The organism is Yinghuangia aomiensis, assembly GCF_039542225.1.
Taxonomy (GTDB): Bacteria; Actinomycetota; Actinomycetes; order Streptomycetales; family Streptomycetaceae; genus Yinghuangia; species Yinghuangia aomiensis.
Genome location: NZ_BAABHS010000050.1, coordinates 1 through 15992, shown reverse-complemented (window position 1 = coordinate 15992; position 15992 = coordinate 1). Strand labels below are relative to the sequence as shown.

The following is a 15992-nucleotide window of genomic DNA, read 5'->3' as shown; positions in this document are numbered from 1 at the left end:
CATCGGACGAACACCGCCTGACAGGAGAGCCGTGACCTCGCCATTGCAGCAAAAGCTCACGACTGTGGCCGAGACGATATCCAACTTGCACACATCCACCGTCCCCGGCGAGCACGCACGGGAATCAGGGCATGCCATGGCCAATCTCTGCTCCGGCGCTGGTTACGGCCTCCTCGACGCTCCCGAGGACCTGCGGACGACCGTCGAGCGAGCCATCGAGATCGGCTACGCCACAGCCCTGGAGCACGTCCGCGACGGCAGCTTTGACGAGGACTTGCGACAGTGGCGGCCTGAGTTGTTCGAGGCGTAGCGCCGGCTGGCGTTGGGGTGTGACCAGACGCGAGTTGGCCGCTCCGGAGCTGCTCCAAACGCAACCAAGGGCCTCCCAAAGTGGTTGCAGTTCTGGTTGCATTCACCCGTGTACGGCAGCGTTCATTGGGCAACTAGCCATGCGCTCCGGTGCAGGTCAGGACGCTGGCGAGGCCCGCCGAACAGGCATGCGGTCCCTTGGAAAGCGTGTTGGGGGCAACCCCTCACGAGTTCGAATCTCGTATCCTCCGCCAGCCGTAACAGGCGAAACGTCAGCCCCGCCCGGGTATCCGGTCGGGGCTGACGTCGTCTCGGCTGCACGGTCCGGCCCCACTGGTCGTGGACTCCGACGAAAAACCACGTTCACCCCGCGCGTTGGTCGGCATCTTCGGTCCGCTGCGCGCCACGCGCCCGTTCCGTCCCCCGCCGAATCGGTCCGTGTGCCGGTCAACGACGGTCGGATACCCCGGTGCGCTGCCTCGGCCTGTCGGGCGCGGCGCGCAACGACGTTCGGCCGGAGCCGTGTGCGGCGGGGTGGGGCCGAAATTTCCGTGGTCAGGGTGAAACGCCATCAGGGGGTCGGCGCCTCTCTCCTCTACATGACCACAACAGGGGGGCGTATGGCAGGGGAAGGAGCACCGGCGGAGTTGTCCCGGTCGGAGCGGAAACACGCCAGATACGCCGCATACCGGGAGTTCGCCGCGGCCCGCAGCGGCCCGATGACGCGGATGGCCTGCCTGCTGACCGGCGACTGGCACCTGGCCGAGGACCTCGTGCAGGAGACGCTCGCCAAGGTGTACGTCTCCTGGAAACGGGTCAGCGCCGCGAACTCGCCCAACGCCTACGCGGACGCGATCCTCATGCGCACGTTCCTGTCGTACCGCCGCAAGCGCAGCGCCGGCGAGACACCCACCGGCCGCGTGCCGGAGACGGCCTACGACGCCGACGATCCCGGCCTACGGCTCACCCTGCTCGACGGTCTGGCGCAGCTCAGCGACCGCGACCGCGCCGTGCTCGTGCTGCGGTACTGGGAGGACCGGTCGGTCGAGGAAGCCGCTCTCGCCCTGCGGCTCACCCCGGCGGCCGTGCGCCTGCAGTCGTTCCGCGCCCTGCGCCGGCTGCGCGCCGTCATCGGTGACCAACTGCCCGAACTCGCCCACCGCTGAACCCGCACCACGCACGTCCCCACGCGGCGGCTGCCCGCCGCATGTGCACCTGTCCACGCACACCCGGACCGGAAGACGGTGACCCCGCCATGTCCCGCACCACGCGCAACGCACCACGCCCCGACGACGGGCACGACTCCCCCGAGGCCGACCTCGAAGCGCTGATGCCCGGCGCGCTCCGGGCCGCGTCCGACGACTTTCCCAGCGCCAGCCCGGACCTCGCCGCACGCGCGGAGGTCCGCGGACGGCGGCTGCGCCGCACCCGGAACCTGCGCGCCGCGATCGCCATCGGCGCACTCGCCACGGTGGCGATCGGCGGCACCGTGGCGGTGGCCCGCCTCGGCGACGGCGCGGGAGCCTCGGCGTCGGGCCGACAGGTGCCCGCGCCCGCGGCGGTGCCCACCGCCGGCTCCACACCGGAGGCGCCGGAGGTGAGCGCCGACGAGGTCATGCGGATCTTCAAGAGCATGCTGCCGGAAGGGGGTTCGTACACGGAGGAGCGCAGCGCAGGCACCGCCCCCGATGCCAGGGGCATGACGGGCCCGGCGTACGCGGGGCTGGTCTACAAGAACGCGCGCGGGACGAGCGCCGTCGGCGTCGACATCTCGGTCCCCTACCCGACGAATCTGTCCTCCACCGCCGCATGCATGCCCGAGCAGGTACGCCCCCATGAGGACTGCACCGTCGAGGCCCGCCCCGACGGGACGAAGATCGCCCGCATCAAGGGCTTCACGTACCCGAACTCGGACACCGGTCAGAAGTGGTGGCGGGTCAGCGTGCTGCGCGCGGACGGCGTCGCCGTCGCGGTCGAAACCTACGGCGGTGGCGGGGAGAAGGCGACGACCAAGTCCGTCGACCCGGTGTTCACCCTCGACCAGCTCTCGGCCATCGCGTTGAGCCCCGCCTGGGATCCCGTGGCCGCGGCGGTCCCGCGCCCGGACACCGGCAAGGAGCGGACCCGCAAGGACTACAACGGCGAGGCGATCCTCGGCGCCCTCAAGGCCCTCCTGCCCGCCGGCACCACGGTGAGCAGCCCGTTCGCGCAAGGGGGATACGCCACGGTCGTCGCCGACGACGGCAAGGGCAAGTCGGCGATCGGCGTCAACGTGCAGGCCGGCGCCACCCCGACGCCGTGCCGCGACACCGTCGCCTGCACCGACTCGACGCTTCCGGACGGCACGAAGGTCCAGGTGGCGGAGGTCGCCAACGACAAGGACGGAAACGCGAAGGTCTACACGGCCGAAGCCATCCGCCCCGACGGGCGCCGCGTGGTCGTCCGCCTGGTCAACGCGAACTCCGAGGCCGCAAAGGCCACCCGCACGACACCCCTGCTGACTCTCGACCAGCTGAAAGCCCTTGCCACCGACCCGCGCTGGGACACCATCCCCCTGACCGACGCCCGCTGACCAACACAACCGCGCCACCGGACGGGGACTCCACGCCCGACGCCCCCGTGCTTTGGGCCCGCAGGTCAGGTGTCCGGCCTGCGGGCCCAGGGTTTGTGACTACCGTTCCGTGTATGCGGCGTCATGAGGTTGTGGGGGCGTTCACCGCGGAGGCCGAGCGGCTTTCGGCGGGAGTGCGCGGGCTCGGGGACGAGGCGTGGTCGCGGCCGACGGTGTGTGTGCCGTGGACCGTGCGGGAGTTGCTGGGGCATGTGACGGTCGTCGTCGGCTGGTTGCCCGGCATGGTGGCGGGTGAGGCCCCGGCGCGGGCGACCGTCTCGGCTGTGGACTACTACCGGGGCGACGGGCGGTTTTCGCCGGAGAGCAACGAGCGGCGTATCGGACTGGCCCGTGAGCGTGCGGCGCGCGCGGCCGAAGGGGACGGCCTCGCCGAGGAGTTCGGCGAGGTGTGGCGGCTCGTCGCGCGTTTGTGCGCGGCGGAGCCGGAGGGTCGGGTGGTGCGTACGCGCCACGGTGACCCGATGCTGCTGACCGACTTCCTGGTGACGCGTGTCGTCGAGGTCGCGGTGCACGGGCTGGACCTTGCCGCGGCCGTCGGGCGGGAGCCGTGGTTGTCCGAGTCCGCCGGTGATCTTCTCGCCCACTTGCTTTTGGGGCCAGAGGGGTTGGCGGCGGTGGACGTCCTGGGCTGGGACCGGGTGACGTTTCTCCGCAAGGCCACCGGCCGCGTGCCGTTGAGCGGTGCGGAGACCGCCGAGGTGGAACGGGCGGGTATTCGCTGGCTGTCGCTGGGCTGAGGCCGGGGATGGGTGCCCGAACCGAACTCCCTTTTGTGCGAGGGTCGGTGACACGACGCCGCGCATAATCGCGTGTCCGGAGGGCGCAGGCCCTGACAGGATCGGCCGCGAACCAGAGCGTCCGGCAAGCTCGCGCTGTCGGGCGCTGACGCCTTCGCCGTAATGGAGCACTGTGGCCGTAGTCCGCGTTCCCGGGTCGAAGTCCACCACGGCGCGTTCGCTGTTCCTCAGCGCGTGTGCGGACGGCCGTTCCACACTCAGGTATCCGCTGGTTTCCGATGACACCGAAGCATTCGCCGAAGGGCTCGGTGCGCTGGGTTTCGGGGTCCACCGGTCGGCGGATGAGTGGTCGGTCGACGGAAATGCGTCGGGGCCGCCCGCGGGCGAGGCCGACGTCTACTGCCGCGATTCCGGCACCACCGCGCGGTTCCTTCCGGCGTTGACCGCCGCGGGGCGCGGGACGTACCGGTTCGATGCCTCCGCGCAGATGCGCCGACGTCCGATCGGCCCGGTGGTGGAGGCATTGCGGGCCCTGGGCGCACGCGTGCGGTACCTGGGGGCGGAAGGGCATCTGCCGATCGAGGTGGCCTCGGACGGCCTTGAGGGCGGCACGGTCGGCATGGACGCCGGGCTGTCGTCCCAGTTCCTGACCGCGTTGCTCATGGTCGGCCCGCTGACGCGCCGCGGCCTGCGGATCGAGATCACCGACCTGGTGTCCGAGCCCTATGTGGAGATGACGCTGGCGCTCATGCGCGAGTTCGGGGCGGTCGTGCGGCGCGACGGCATGCGGTTCGACGTCGAGCCGACGGGCTATCGGGCGCGGGAGCACGCCGTCGAGCCGGATGCGTCGACGAGCAGCTACTTCTTCGCGGCGGCCGCGTTGACCGGGCAGCGCGTGACCGTGCCCGGCCTCGGCACCGAATCGCCGCAAGGCGACGTCCAGTTCGCCGAGGTGCTGCGCGCGATGGGCGCCGACGTCGCGATCGGCCGGGACGCGGTGACGGTGGCGGGCACCGGCCGGCTGCGCGGCATCGACGTCAACATGCGCGACATCTCCGACACGATGCCCACGCTGGCCGCGATCGCGCCGTTCGCGGACGGGCCGGTACGCATCACGGACGTCCACAACACCCGGGTCAAGGAATGCGACCGGCTGGACGCGTGCGCCGAGAACCTGCGGCGGCTCGGCGTCCCGGTGGCCGAAGGCCGCGACTGGATCGAGATCGCCCCGGCCGCGCCGCGTCCGGCGGTGATCGCCTGCCGCGACGACCACCGCATCGCCATGAGCTTCAGCGTGACGGCGATCCGCGTGCCGGAACTGGAGTTGGACAACCCGGGGTGCGTGCGCAAGACGTTCCCGGAATTCCACGACGCGCTGGCGGACCTGCGTGCGCGATGGGGTGCGGACGTCGGCGACGGCAACCGGTAGCGGGGCTTCCGACGACCGGCCGCGGCACGCGGAGCGTCAGCCGGTCACCTGAAGCTGGGCAAGACGGCTCGCCGTCCGGAAGTGGTCCGGCGGCACGGCGGCGCCGGCCGGGGGGCGGCCGGGGTTGTCGGGCCCGGCGAGGAACAGGCGTATGTCGCGGTCGTACGCGATGTCGACGACGGAACCGAGGCGTTGGCGGCCGTCGGCGCTGCAGTCCTGCCAGGCGGGGACGGCGTCCACGACCCACGTGTCGAAGCGTTCGGCGAGGACGACGTAGTCGGCGGTCGACGTCGTGGTCTCGCACAACTCCGGGTAGTCGATCCACACGGTGCCGGCTTGGACGGCACGTGCGGTCAGGGTGCGCCGGTTGACGAGCAGCGGGGCGGCGGATCCGGGGCGCGGGGCGGTGAGGCCGTACGTGTCAGGCCACCCCGCGGCGGCCGCGGTGATCAGCGCTCCGGCGCGGAACCCGGAGCGCGGGGGCGGTCCTTGGCGCAACGTCCGGTAGTCGCGCGGGCCCGCGACCTCGACGACGTCGAGGCGGTCCTCGACGAGCCGGATCGCGGGTTCGAACAGATGGTGGTGGAGCGGGTTCGGCAGCAGGCCGTCCGGCGGGTAGTTGGACGTCGCGACGAGCGTGGTGCGGCGTTCGAACAGCTCCCGCAGCAGCCGGGTCACCAGCATGGCATCGCCGGGGTCGTGCACGTGGAACTCGTCGAAGCACACCACGGCCGCGCGCCCGACCAGTTCGGACATCGCGGTGTCGATCGCGCCGGCCTCGTCGCGGTGCGCGAAAACCGCGTCCTGCAGGCGGCGGAAGAAGTCGTGGAAGTGCACGCGATACGCCGTCCCGGGCGGCAGCGCGCGGTACCAGGTGTCGGTGATCCAGCTCTTCCCCCGCCCGGGCGGCCCCCACAGGTACACCCCGCGCACCGCGTCCCGCCGCCATCGCCCCCGCGGGCCCAGCTCCGCGGCCAGCGCCCCCAGCCGCTCGGCGGCGACCCGCTGCGCCACGTCGAGGACGAAGCCGCTCTCCGTCGCGGCGCGCTCGACCGCCGACGGCTCGTCCGCCCTGGTAGGTCCGCCCCTGTGCCACATGACCACCGAAGCTACTCAAGGTCTCGGCCGGGGGCGTGAGAGGGGCAGACGGCTGCCGGGCCGTCCCGCCGAATCCCTCGCACGACTGAGGACCCCCGGCGTGCGTCACCCACATACTGACCGGATGTCAGATCGGTTCGGCGGCATCACCGCACGTCTGCGCAACGGCAACGGCCGGCTCGTGGACACCATGGTCGTGGCGGCAGTGGCTGTCGCCGTGTTCGTCCCGTTCGCGACGGCGCCCGACGTGACGCCGCTCGGCTTCGTGGTGAACCTCGGCACCGTCGTGCCGCTGTTCTGGCGCCGCCGCGCGCCGTTCGCGGTGGCGTTGGCCGTGGCGTTCTTCGCCACGGCCGTCTCGCTGCACGACCGCCCCGGGCAGACATTGCAGTACGGCGCCCTGGCAGCCATCTACACCCTCGCGGACCGCGGCAGACACCGCTGGCAGCGCTGGGGGTTCATCGGCGTGCTCACCGCCACCACCCCGTTCGGGGCGCTGCTGGTCAAGGACAACGACGCGGGCCAGTTCATGTTCACGCTGCTCCTGCCCGTGATGGCATTCCTCATGGGCCTGCTCGCCCGCGCCGCCCGGGAGCGGTCGGACGCGTTGCTGGAACGGTCCGCCCAGCTGGAACGCGAACGCGAGGCCGAGGCCGCGCGGGCGGCCGCCGAGGAACGTGCTCGCATCGCCCGCGACATGCACGACGTACTCGCGCACGCGGTCAGCATCATGATCGTCCAAGCGGAGGCCGGGCCCGTGGTGGTCCGGGCGGACCCCGACCGCGCGGAACGCTCGTTCGACGCGATCGCGGAGGCGGGACGCGACGCGATGGCGCAGCTGCGCCGCATGCTGGGCGTCCTCAAGGACGACCAGGACATCGGCGTCCGCGCGCCCCAGCCGACCGTCGGCGCGCTCCCCCAGCTGATCGAGCACGTCGACCGCACGCAGGTCCGCGCCCGGCTCACCGTCGAAGGGGACCGCCGCGACCTGCCCGCCGACGCCGAACTGGCCGCGTACCGCATCGTGCAGGAAGCCCTCACGAATACGGTCAAGCACGCCGGCGCTTCCGCGGTGGAGGTACGGCTGGCCTGGACCCGCGACGAACTGGAGATCACGGTGACCGACGACGGCAGCGGCAGCACGGCGAACCCGGCGGGCTGGCGGCGCGGCGGGGACGGCCTGATCGGCATCCGCGAACGCGCCCTCGGCTGCGGCGGAACGGCCGAGGCGGGTCCGCTGCCCGGCGGCGGGTTCCGCGTCCGCGCGCGTCTTCCCTACGCCTCGGCCGCGGCGGTGTCCTCGTGATCCGCGTGGTGCTGGCCGACGACCAGGAACTGGTCCGCAGCGGCTTCGCGATGATCCTGGACGCGCAGCCGGACATCGAGGTGGTGGGTGAGGCCGAGGACGGCACGTCCGCTGTCGCCGCCGTCCGCGAACACGCCCCCGACGTGGTCCTTCTCGACATCCGCATGCCGGGCTTGGACGGCATCGAGGCGGCGAAGATCGTGTGCGCCGAGACCTCGACCCGCGCGATCATGCTGACCACGTTCGACCAGGACGACTACGTCTACGAAGCCCTGTACGCCGGGGCCGGCGGGTTCCTGCTCAAGGACGTGCGGCGCGACGACCTCGTGCACGCGGTCCGGGTCGTCGCGGCGGGCGAGTCGCTGCTCGCCCCTGCCGTCACCCGCCGCCTGATCTCCGACATCACCCGCAACCGCCCGCGTGCGGGCGCGACCGCGTCCGCGCGCCTGGCCGTCCTGACCGGCCGCGAACGCGAGACGCTGCGGCTGCTCGGCCGCGGGCTGTCGAACGCCGAGATAGCCGCCGCCCTCGTGGTCAGCGAGCACACGGTCAAGACGCACGTGAGCAACGTGCTCTCCAAGCTCGGCATCCGCGACCGGGTGCAGGCCGTCATCGCCGCATACGAGACCCGGCTGATCGAGCCCTCCTGAGCATCGGTCGCGCGAGGGAACCGGGCACGCGGTCTCCCCCGCGCGGCCCATGTCCGAAGATCGCCGACGGCGGCGATCCCCCCGACCGCGGTTCTCCGAAGGATTGAGGCACACGGAAACACCCGTTCCGAACCCTCCGGGAGAACCGCTCATGAAGAGGACCGCATTCCACCTCGCCCCCGCGCTCATGGCCGTCTACGGCGTGGTCCGCCTCATCGACGGCCGCGACGGTCAGCACGGCCCGGGGCCCGCCTGGACGATCGGCCATCTGTTCTTCCTCGGATCGCTGCTCGTGTACGGAGCGGTGATCGCGGGACTCCGGCGCCGCATCGTCGCCGCGGAAGGCGGCGGCCGGGCACGCCGGATCACCGCCGGCGTCCTCACCGCCGTGGCCGGCATCGGACTGGCCGCCTTCGTGCGGGTGGCGGTCCTCGACATCGTCGTCGGCCTCAAGGCGGCCGACGCAGCCGAGAAGAGCACACTGTCGGACCGGTACGCCGACGTCCCGGCCGTCCTGCCCCAGGCGTTCTACGAGATCGGCCCGGTGCTCTTCATGGCGGGCCTCGTCGCGATGCTCGTCCAGTACGCGGTGGCCGGACCTCGGCGCGGTCCGCGCGCGGCGCTCGCCCCGGTGCTGGTCCTCCTCGGATTCGTGGGCATCACCGCCGACATGGACTTGCTCCCGGTCGGCGCGGCGCTGATCTGGTTCGCCCTCGCGTCCGTCTCCTCCGCGAACTCCCTGCTTCCGACGCGCGAGCCCGCCCCGGCCACGGCCTGAGACGGCGTGGCCGGAAGGCGGCCGGCAGGGGCGACCGACGCCCCGCCGTCCGTCAGTTGAACTCGTCCGGGTTCGGGCCGATCCGCAGCCCTCGGTCGGTGCTCGCGATGGCGGCCATGTCCTCGTCCGTCAGGTGGAAGTCGAAGACGTCGAGGTTCTCGCGGATGCGCGCCGGGGTCACCGACTTCGGGATGACGATGTTGCCGAGCTGGAGGTGCCAGCGCAGGACGACCTGGGCCGCGGACTTGCCGGTGCGGGCGGCGATCGCGGTGATCGCGGGGTCGTCCAGGACCGCGCCCTGGGCCAGGGGGCTCCAGGCCTCGGTGGCGATGCCGTGTCGGGTGTGGAAGGCACGCAGCTCGGCCTGCTGGAGGCCGGGGTGGAGTTCGACCTGGTTGACGGCCGGGGCGAGTTCGCTCGTGTCGAGGAGCCGCTGCAGGTGGGCGGGCTGGAAGTTGGAGACGCCCGCGGTGCGGATGCGGCCGTCGGCGTTGAGGCGTTCGAGGGCGCGCCAGGTGTCCGCGTACAGGTCGCGGGCAGGCGTCGGCCAGTGGATGAGATACAGGTCGACGTAGTCGAGGCCCAGTTTGGCGACACTGGCGTCGAAGGCGCGCAGGGTCGCGTCGTAGCCCTGGTCGGAGTTCCACACCTTGGTGGTGACGAACAGTTCCTCGCGGGGCAGCCCCGCGTCGGCGAGGGCCCGGCCGACCCCGGTCTCGTTGCCGTAGATCGCGGCGGTGTCGATGCTGCGGTAGCCGGCCGCGAGGGCCTCGGCGACGGCCGCGGTGGTCTGGTCGTCCGGCACCTGGAAGACGCCGAAGCCGAGCTGGGGGATCTCGACGCCGTTGTTCAGCTTGCGGGTGGGGATGGCGGGGGTGGTCGTCATGGTTCTTGGTTCTTCCCTTGCCGATGAGCGATGGCGAAAGCGATGGCGTTGAACGATGGCCGTGTGTGACGTGGCGGCGGCCGGTCAGTGGTGGACGGGGAGCCTCGCCGCGGGCGCGGCGGCCGCGGTGGGGACGGCCGCCTCGGCACGCGCCGACGTCCGGCGTTCCAAGGCCGCCGACCACAGCGCCAGCACGAGCGCCGCCGCCGCGAGAAGTGCGCCTACCCAGTTCGGGGCGGTGTATCCGAATCCGGCGCTGATGACGATCCCGCCGAGCCAGGCGGCCAAGGCGTTGCCGAGGTTGAACGCGCCGATATTGACGGCCGAGGCCAGGGTCGGCGCGCCGTGCGCCTGGTCGAGGACGCGCTTCTGCAGCGGCGGCACGGTGGCGAAGCCGAGCGCGCCGACGAGCAGCAGCGTGACCGCGGCGAGGATCTTGTTGTGCGCGGTGAAGGTGAACAACGCGAGTGCGACGGCCAAGCCGCCGAGAGTGGTGTAGAGCATCGGCATCAGGGCCCGGTCGGCGTACCGTCCGCCGATCAGGTTCCCGAGGAACATGCCTATGCCGAGCAGCACCAGCAGCCAGGTGACCGCGCCGTCGGAGTAGCCCGCGACGTGCGTCATCATCGGTGCGATGTAGGTGACCGCCGCGAAGACGCCGCCGAAGCCGAGCACGGTCATCCCCATGGCCAGGACGACCTGCACGTTGCGGAACGCGGCCACTTCGCGCCGCAGATGCGCGCCTTCGGGGCGGGGCATCGGCGGGACGAGCTTGGCGATGCCGAACAGTCCGACGACGCCCAGTGCCGCGACGCCCGCGAAGGTGAGCCGCCAGCCGACGGCCTGGCCGATGAAGGTGCCCAGCGGCACCCCCACGATGTTGGCGACCGTGAGGCCGGTGAACATGGTGGCGATGGCGCCCGCCTTCTTGTGCGGGGCGACCAGCTCGGCGGCGACGACCGCGCCGATGCCGAAGAAGGCACCGTGTGCGAGCGACGTCACAATGCGCCCCACGAGCATCAGCGGGAACGTCGGCGCGAGTGCGGACAGCAGGTTGCCGACGGCGAACACGCCCATGAGGAGCATGAGCATCGTCTTGCGGCCGACCTTGGTGCCGAGCAGCGTCATCAGCGGTGCGCCGACGACGACGCCGAGCGCGTAGCCGGTGACCAGGAAGCCGGCCGACGGGATGGACACCCCGAAGTCGTCGGCGATCTGCGGCAGTAGGCCCATGACGACGAACTCGGTGGTGCCGATCCCGAACGCCCCGATGGCCAGGGCGAGGAGCGCGAGAGGCATGCGGCGGCCCTCCAGGCAACTCGATTGCGTGTGCGCTTTACAGGCTCAGACAATAATTGCACTCGCATGTACTTGCAAACACAACGATTGCAGACGCGGTATATTTGCGTTCGGAACGTCGCGGAAGGAGACGCCCATGACCGCCGCCGACACGGCCTCCATCGGCCTCGCCCACGGCTGGTACGCCCTCTCGCTCCTGCACGGCCGGATCGAGAGCCACCTGGAACGCGCCCTCCAGAGCGGCCACGACCTGAGCGCGCGCGAGTACTCCCTGCTGGACGTCCTCAGCCACCAGCACAGCGGCGAAGGCGGCCACCTGCGCATGAACCAGGTCGCCGACGCGGTCGTCCTCAGCCAGAGCGCCACGACCCGGCTGGTCACCCGCTTGGAAGACCGCGGCCTGCTGTCCCGCTACCTGTGCGCCACCGACCGCCGCGGCATCTACACCGACGTCACCCCGGCCGGCCTCGCCCTGCTCGCCGAAGCCCGGCCCACCCACGACGCGGCACTGCGCGAGGCGCTCGACCAGGCGTCGGCGGATCCGCGCCTCGCGCCGTTCGTGGCGACGGTGGAAACGGTGGACGCGGCCGGGGAGTTCGGGCAGCCCTGAGGGCTGCGCGGGTCCTGGTCGGCACTGCGGCTCGTTCGTCGCCGTACCGCCGCCGTTTCCGAGATCCCCCCACTGGACACGGGCTGGGCCCCGCCGTCCGGGCGGACAGCGGGGCCGGGGCGGATCAGACGAAGGCCTCGATCAGCGTCCAGACCGCCAGGCCGGCCATGCAGGCGCCGCCGATGCGCTGGACGGTCTTCAGCGGGACGCGCTTCGCGATGAACCGGCCGACCAGGAGCGCCAGCGCGGAGACCGACATGAGCGCCGCGGCCGAGCCGATGGCGGTGGGGAGCCAGCCGTTGGTGGCGGCGAGGTTCGCGGTGGTGATCTGCGTCAGGTCGCCCCACTCGCTGATGAAGACGGCCATGAAGGCGGTCCCGTACACCGGCCAGAAGCCCGTGACGGTGCGGCCCGCCTCGTCGTCCTCGTCGCCGTCGCCGCCCCGCAGCAGCATGAAGGCGCCGAACGCGAACAGGGACGCGGATACCAGCTTGACCGCCATGTCCGGCAGCAGGCCGAGCAGGCTGCCGGCGCCGACCGCGAGGGCGACGTGCACGATGAACGCCGTCGACGTGCCGAACCAGACATAGAGCGGACGCATGCGCGTGCCCATGGCCAGCGAGGCGAACATCGTCTTGTCCGGAAGCTCGGCGAGGAAGATGAGCCCGAAGGCGGTGAGGATCGCCAGGGGGTCGAGGTTCACGGCCGGTACTGCTTTCTGACGGGGCACCGGGCCGAGCGCTTCGTACGGCAACCCTGGCGGGCGGCGGGAACGACCGATCGGCCCGGCACGACGGTACGGACCCGCACGGTCGCACGGGCCCGGTCATGCCTTGGCCGAAGGTCTCGTCCGCCCCGCACCCGGTGCGGCGCTCGGTGGCCGGGGTCTCCGCGGAGACCCAGTGTGTCGACCGACCGACGTTGAAGGACTACTCCCCTTCGCAGCCACCCAGTGTAGCCGCGGCACGCCAGGAGGCCGGGGTGTCGTCGGTCACCCGGGGTGGTCGAGGGTTGGCGGCCCAACGAACCGGTGAGGACCCGGACGGAAGACACGGACGGGTTTCGGGGGAGGACAGCCGTGGCGAAGTGCCAACGCACGCGGGTACGGGGCAAGGGCGCGATCATGTGCCGCAACGAGGCCGTGCCGGGCTCGCGGTACTGCCGAGCCCACTCGGGCTCCGCGGTCGCAGCGCGCAGCCAGAGGAGGCGCAGCCGGGCAGCGGCCCGGAACAGCCGGGGCGGGGGCGGAGACAGCTGCGGCTTGTTCGTCGTGGGGTTTCTGACGGTGGTGCCGGCGGTGGTGGTGGCGGCGCTGGCGTGACCTCGGGGTTCGTGTGCGCGGTCGTCAGATCCTCGGATGCCCGTGCACCGGATCAAGAATCTGCACCGGGCGGTCTCCCGCCACCTTCACCGCGTAGGCCTGGGCGGCTTCCAGGTGTCGGCTCGTCAGGTAGTAGGCGCCGGCGTCGTCGCCCTCGGCGATGCAGCGCACGATGGCGCGGTGGCCGCGGACCGCTGCCAGGCGGTCCTCGTGGCCGGCGGCGAAGGCGGAGTCCTCGGTCCAGTCCGGTTCCTGGGCGCTCCACAGGGATTCGATGCTGCCGAGCAGCACGCGCATGGTCTCGTTGCCGCAGTTGGCGACGATCGCTTCGTGGAAGCGGGTGTTGCCGCGGAGGAAGGCCGCCGGGTCGCCGGACTCGGCTTCCGCGCCCTCCAGGGCCGCTTCCAAGTGCGGGACGACCGTGGTCGCCCGGTCCTCCCGCTCCGCGCACAAAGCGGCGCACACCGGTTCCAAGCGGCGCCTCGCCATGCCCAGGTCGTCGAGGGGGACGGCGCGGGACTGGAGGACCAGGCCGATCGTGCGGGCCGCGTCGGCCGCCTCCGGGACGTGGACGACCGCGCCGCCGACCCGGCCGCGGCGCACCGTCACCAGGCCCTCGTTCTCCAGGATCCGCAAGGCCTGCCGCAGGGTGGTGCGGCCCACGTCGTAGCGGGCCAGCAGTTCGTCCTGCTTGGGCAGGAGGTCGCCGTCGGCGAGTTGGCCGCTGAGGATGTGCCGCCGCAGCACACCGGCGAGGCTCTCGACGACGCTCACCGGGCCCAGGGCCGACGTGGCGGGGGTGCGCTGCGTGCTGCTCATGGGGGTCAATCCTGGAGGACGGGCCCGCTGCCTGTCATGGCGGCGCCCTTGACACGCCTAAACCATCAATCATAGCTATGATAGCTAGAAAATAAGCCTTGGCTGTGCCAGAGTGCCCTCACCGCACACCCGAAAGCCGCTCGGAAGCCCCCGGAAGGACACAACAGAAGGCCAAGCAGAAGAACACCCGAAGCCACACCTCCACCGCACACCGACACAGGCAGGAACACGGCATGGACCCCCGCCGCCTCACCCACGTCGAACTCCTCCACCGTCCCGGCGAACGCGCGCTCGCCCAGCGCCTCTTCGAACTCCTCGGGTGCCGCCCGGTGGACCGCGGCGGGCATTTCTTCTCGGTCATGGTCGACCCCGCCGTCACCGACTGGCGCAGCAACATCCTGTACGCGTCCGAGGCCACCCCCGAGCAGTGCCGTTTCGAGGACGCGCTCACCACCGCACTCGACACCCCCGGCCCGCTCGGCGACAGCGCCCGCGCCTACCTCGACCACTTCCGGTCCCGGCCGCAGTACTCCGCGCACTTCGGGCTGCGCTGCGCGACGCTCGGCGAACTCGAGGCGATCGTCGCCCGCATCTCCGAAGCCGCGGAAACCGACCCCGAGCTGGCCGGCCGCATCGAGGTGCGCCGCATCTTCCGCCCCGAGGACCCGGACGCCGCCACCGACACGATGGTCCAGGCCTTCCTGCACACCGACGTGGTCGCCACCGGCCTGCTGTGCCTCGGCCAGCACATCGAACTCCAGTGGCACGTCCCGCAGTAGCCCCACCGCACCCACGAAAGGCCACCATGTACGACCTCACCGGCAAGACCGTCCTCGTCACCGGCGCCGCCCAGGGCCAAGGTGCCGCCGAGGCACGCCTGTTCGCGGCCTGCGGCGCGAACGTCGTGCTCACCGACGTGCAGGCGGAACTCGGCGCGCAGGTCGCCGCGGAGATCGGCGGGAAAGCAAAGTTCGTCGCGCTGGACGTGTCCGACGAGGAGGCCTGGGAAGCCGCCGTGGCGTTCGCCGTCGACACGTTCGGTGCGCTCGACGCCCTGGTCAACAATGCGGCCGCCATGCGCATCGTGCCGATCGCGGACGAGACCGCCGACGGCTTCCGCCGCATCCTCGACATCAACCTCACCGGCACGTTCCTCGGCATCCGCGCCGCGGCCCCGGCGATGCGCGCGAGCGGCGGCGGGTCGATCGTCAACGTCGCGTCGGCGAGCGGGCTGCAGGGCCAGGCCTGGGCGTCCGCGTACTCGGCGTCCAAGTGGGGCATCCGCGGCCTCACCCGCACCGCGGCGATCGAGCTGGGACCGGACGGCATCCGCGTCAACACCCTCGTGCCGGGCGTCATCAAGACCGCGATGCTGCCGCCGGACCGCAGCGGCGCCGAGCGCGACACCCGCTTCGACCGGCTGCCGCTCGGCCGCCCGGGAGAGGCCGACGAGATCGCGCACATGGCGGCGTTCCTGGTCTCCCCCGGCGCGTCCTACGTCACCGGCGCCGACTTCCCCGTCGACGGCGGCCTCACCGCCGGTCCGCAGGCCGCACCGCGCCCGGACGCGCCGATGCTGTTCCACTGAGCCGCACGGCGGCCGACTGTGCGAAGCCCCAAAGATCACCCGCCCCGCCACCGCACAGTTGGCCGCCCCGGCGCCGGAGCCCCGTCCGGAACCCGGCGGACCCCCGCGACCGGCCGCCGGGAAGCCCCGCAAAACCGTGCCTGACCTGCGCATCAACCCCGCGTACACCACCCCTCGTAGGAATGGCGCTCTTCCACTTCCGCACGTCGTTGACACCCGTGCCCGCCCGCTCGTTGACTGATCACGGCGCCGCCACACCGGGAGCACGGGGCTCCCAAGGGACTAGGGTGCGTATCTGGTTGTGATCAGTTTGCGGGAGTGGCCATCGCGGCAGGGTCTGATCTGGTAGACCGTGTTGTGTGACACGAGCGCAACTGACGGACGATGAGTGGGAGTTCATCGGGCCGCATCTGCCGATCGGTGACTATGGCCCGTATCCCGAGCGGCTGCGGCAGCAGTTCGAGGGGGTGGTCTGGAAGTTCCGGACGGGCTCGCAGTGGCGGGAGATGCCACGGGAGTTCGGTGCCTGG

At 71.6% G+C, this 15992-nt stretch carries 17 protein-coding genes; 12 read left to right on the top strand and 5 right to left on the bottom strand.

Annotated features, from left to right (window positions below; all coding sequences use genetic code 11):
* Positions 1–85: 85 nt before the first annotated feature.
* The 5 genes from ABEA93_RS38355 to aroA all read left to right on the top strand — a co-directional run bounded on the left by ABEA93_RS38355 (position 86) and on the right by aroA (position 5107).
* Positions 86–310 carry a hypothetical protein gene (locus ABEA93_RS38355; RefSeq protein WP_345680604.1) on the top strand — a complete coding sequence of 75 codons (225 nt, stop codon included), beginning with the start codon at positions 86–88 and terminating at the stop codon, positions 308–310.
* A 619-nt stretch (positions 311–929) separates the two neighbouring features.
* Positions 930–1475 (top strand): SigE family RNA polymerase sigma factor, encoded by a 546-nt coding sequence (locus ABEA93_RS38350; RefSeq protein ID WP_425585250.1) that lies wholly within the window; start codon positions 930–932, stop codon positions 1473–1475.
* Positions 1476–1564: 89 nt separating this feature from the next.
* Complete coding sequence (locus ABEA93_RS38345) at positions 1565–2881, top strand: hypothetical protein (protein WP_345680603.1); 1317 nt, start codon at positions 1565–1567, stop codon at positions 2879–2881.
* 113 nt (positions 2882–2994) lie between these two features.
* A complete protein-coding gene (locus ABEA93_RS38340) occupies positions 2995–3678 on the top strand; it encodes a maleylpyruvate isomerase family mycothiol-dependent enzyme (RefSeq protein WP_345680602.1) in 684 nt (227 codons plus the stop codon).
* A gap of 172 nt (positions 3679–3850) precedes the next feature.
* A complete protein-coding gene (aroA, locus tag ABEA93_RS38335) occupies positions 3851–5107 on the top strand; it encodes a 3-phosphoshikimate 1-carboxyvinyltransferase (protein WP_345680601.1) in 1257 nt (418 codons plus the stop codon).
* Positions 5108–5143: 36 nt separating this feature from the next.
* Here the strand turns inward: aroA and zapE are convergent, their stop codons facing one another.
* A complete protein-coding gene (gene zapE, locus ABEA93_RS38330; protein WP_345680600.1) occupies positions 5144–6205 on the bottom strand; it encodes a cell division protein ZapE in 1062 nt (353 codons plus the stop codon).
* A gap of 124 nt (positions 6206–6329) precedes the next feature.
* Here zapE and ABEA93_RS38325 point away from each other — a divergent pair, with 124 nt between their 5' ends.
* The 3 genes from ABEA93_RS38325 (at position 6330) to ABEA93_RS38315 (ending at position 8939) form a co-directional block, all read left to right on the top strand.
* Complete coding sequence (locus tag ABEA93_RS38325) at positions 6330–7511, top strand: sensor histidine kinase (protein ID WP_345680599.1); 1182 nt, start codon at positions 6330–6332, stop codon at positions 7509–7511.
* A 50-nt stretch (positions 7512–7561) separates the two neighbouring features.
* Complete coding sequence (locus ABEA93_RS38320) at positions 7562–8161, top strand: response regulator (RefSeq protein ID WP_425585253.1); 600 nt, start codon at positions 7562–7564, stop codon at positions 8159–8161.
* A gap of 151 nt (positions 8162–8312) precedes the next feature.
* A complete protein-coding gene (locus ABEA93_RS38315) occupies positions 8313–8939 on the top strand; it encodes a hypothetical protein (protein WP_345680598.1) in 627 nt (208 codons plus the stop codon).
* A 52-nt stretch (positions 8940–8991) separates the two neighbouring features.
* On the opposite strand, the gene ABEA93_RS38310 is transcribed toward ABEA93_RS38315, so the two are convergent.
* Entirely contained in the window at positions 8992–9825 is an 834-nt protein-coding gene (locus ABEA93_RS38310; RefSeq protein WP_345680597.1) for an aldo/keto reductase, read from the bottom strand.
* Between the two features lie 84 nt (positions 9826–9909).
* Positions 9910–11124 carry an MFS transporter gene (locus ABEA93_RS38305; protein WP_345680596.1) on the bottom strand — a complete coding sequence of 405 codons (1215 nt, stop codon included), beginning with the start codon at positions 11122–11124 and terminating at the stop codon, positions 9910–9912.
* Between the two features lie 136 nt (positions 11125–11260).
* On the opposite strand from ABEA93_RS38305, the gene ABEA93_RS38300 reads away from it, so the two are divergent.
* The gene (locus tag ABEA93_RS38300) at positions 11261–11734 is read left to right on the top strand and encodes a MarR family winged helix-turn-helix transcriptional regulator (RefSeq protein ID WP_345680595.1); all 474 of its coding nucleotides are present in this window, start codon (positions 11261–11263) and stop codon (positions 11732–11734) included.
* A 124-nt stretch (positions 11735–11858) separates the two neighbouring features.
* On the opposite strand, the gene ABEA93_RS38295 is transcribed toward ABEA93_RS38300, so the two are convergent.
* A complete protein-coding gene (locus ABEA93_RS38295; RefSeq protein WP_345680594.1) occupies positions 11859–12437 on the bottom strand; it encodes a TMEM165/GDT1 family protein in 579 nt (192 codons plus the stop codon).
* Positions 12438–13079: 642 nt separating this feature from the next.
* Positions 13080–13874: a FadR/GntR family transcriptional regulator gene (locus ABEA93_RS38290; protein ID WP_345680592.1), complete on the bottom strand. Its 795-nt coding sequence runs from the start codon at positions 13872–13874 to the stop codon at positions 13080–13082.
* Positions 13875–14107: 233 nt separating this feature from the next.
* On the opposite strand from ABEA93_RS38290, the gene ABEA93_RS38285 reads away from it, so the two are divergent.
* From ABEA93_RS38285 to ABEA93_RS38275, 3 genes are all read left to right on the top strand, one after another.
* The gene (locus tag ABEA93_RS38285; RefSeq protein WP_345680591.1) at positions 14108–14653 is read left to right on the top strand and encodes a hypothetical protein; all 546 of its coding nucleotides are present in this window, start codon (positions 14108–14110) and stop codon (positions 14651–14653) included.
* Positions 14654–14679: 26 nt separating this feature from the next.
* Positions 14680–15462: an SDR family NAD(P)-dependent oxidoreductase gene (locus ABEA93_RS38280; protein ID WP_345680590.1), complete on the top strand. Its 783-nt coding sequence runs from the start codon at positions 14680–14682 to the stop codon at positions 15460–15462.
* A 359-nt stretch (positions 15463–15821) separates the two neighbouring features.
* Positions 15822–15992: transposase (locus ABEA93_RS38275; protein ID WP_345680640.1), on the top strand; the 171-nt coding region annotated here is incomplete at its 3' end.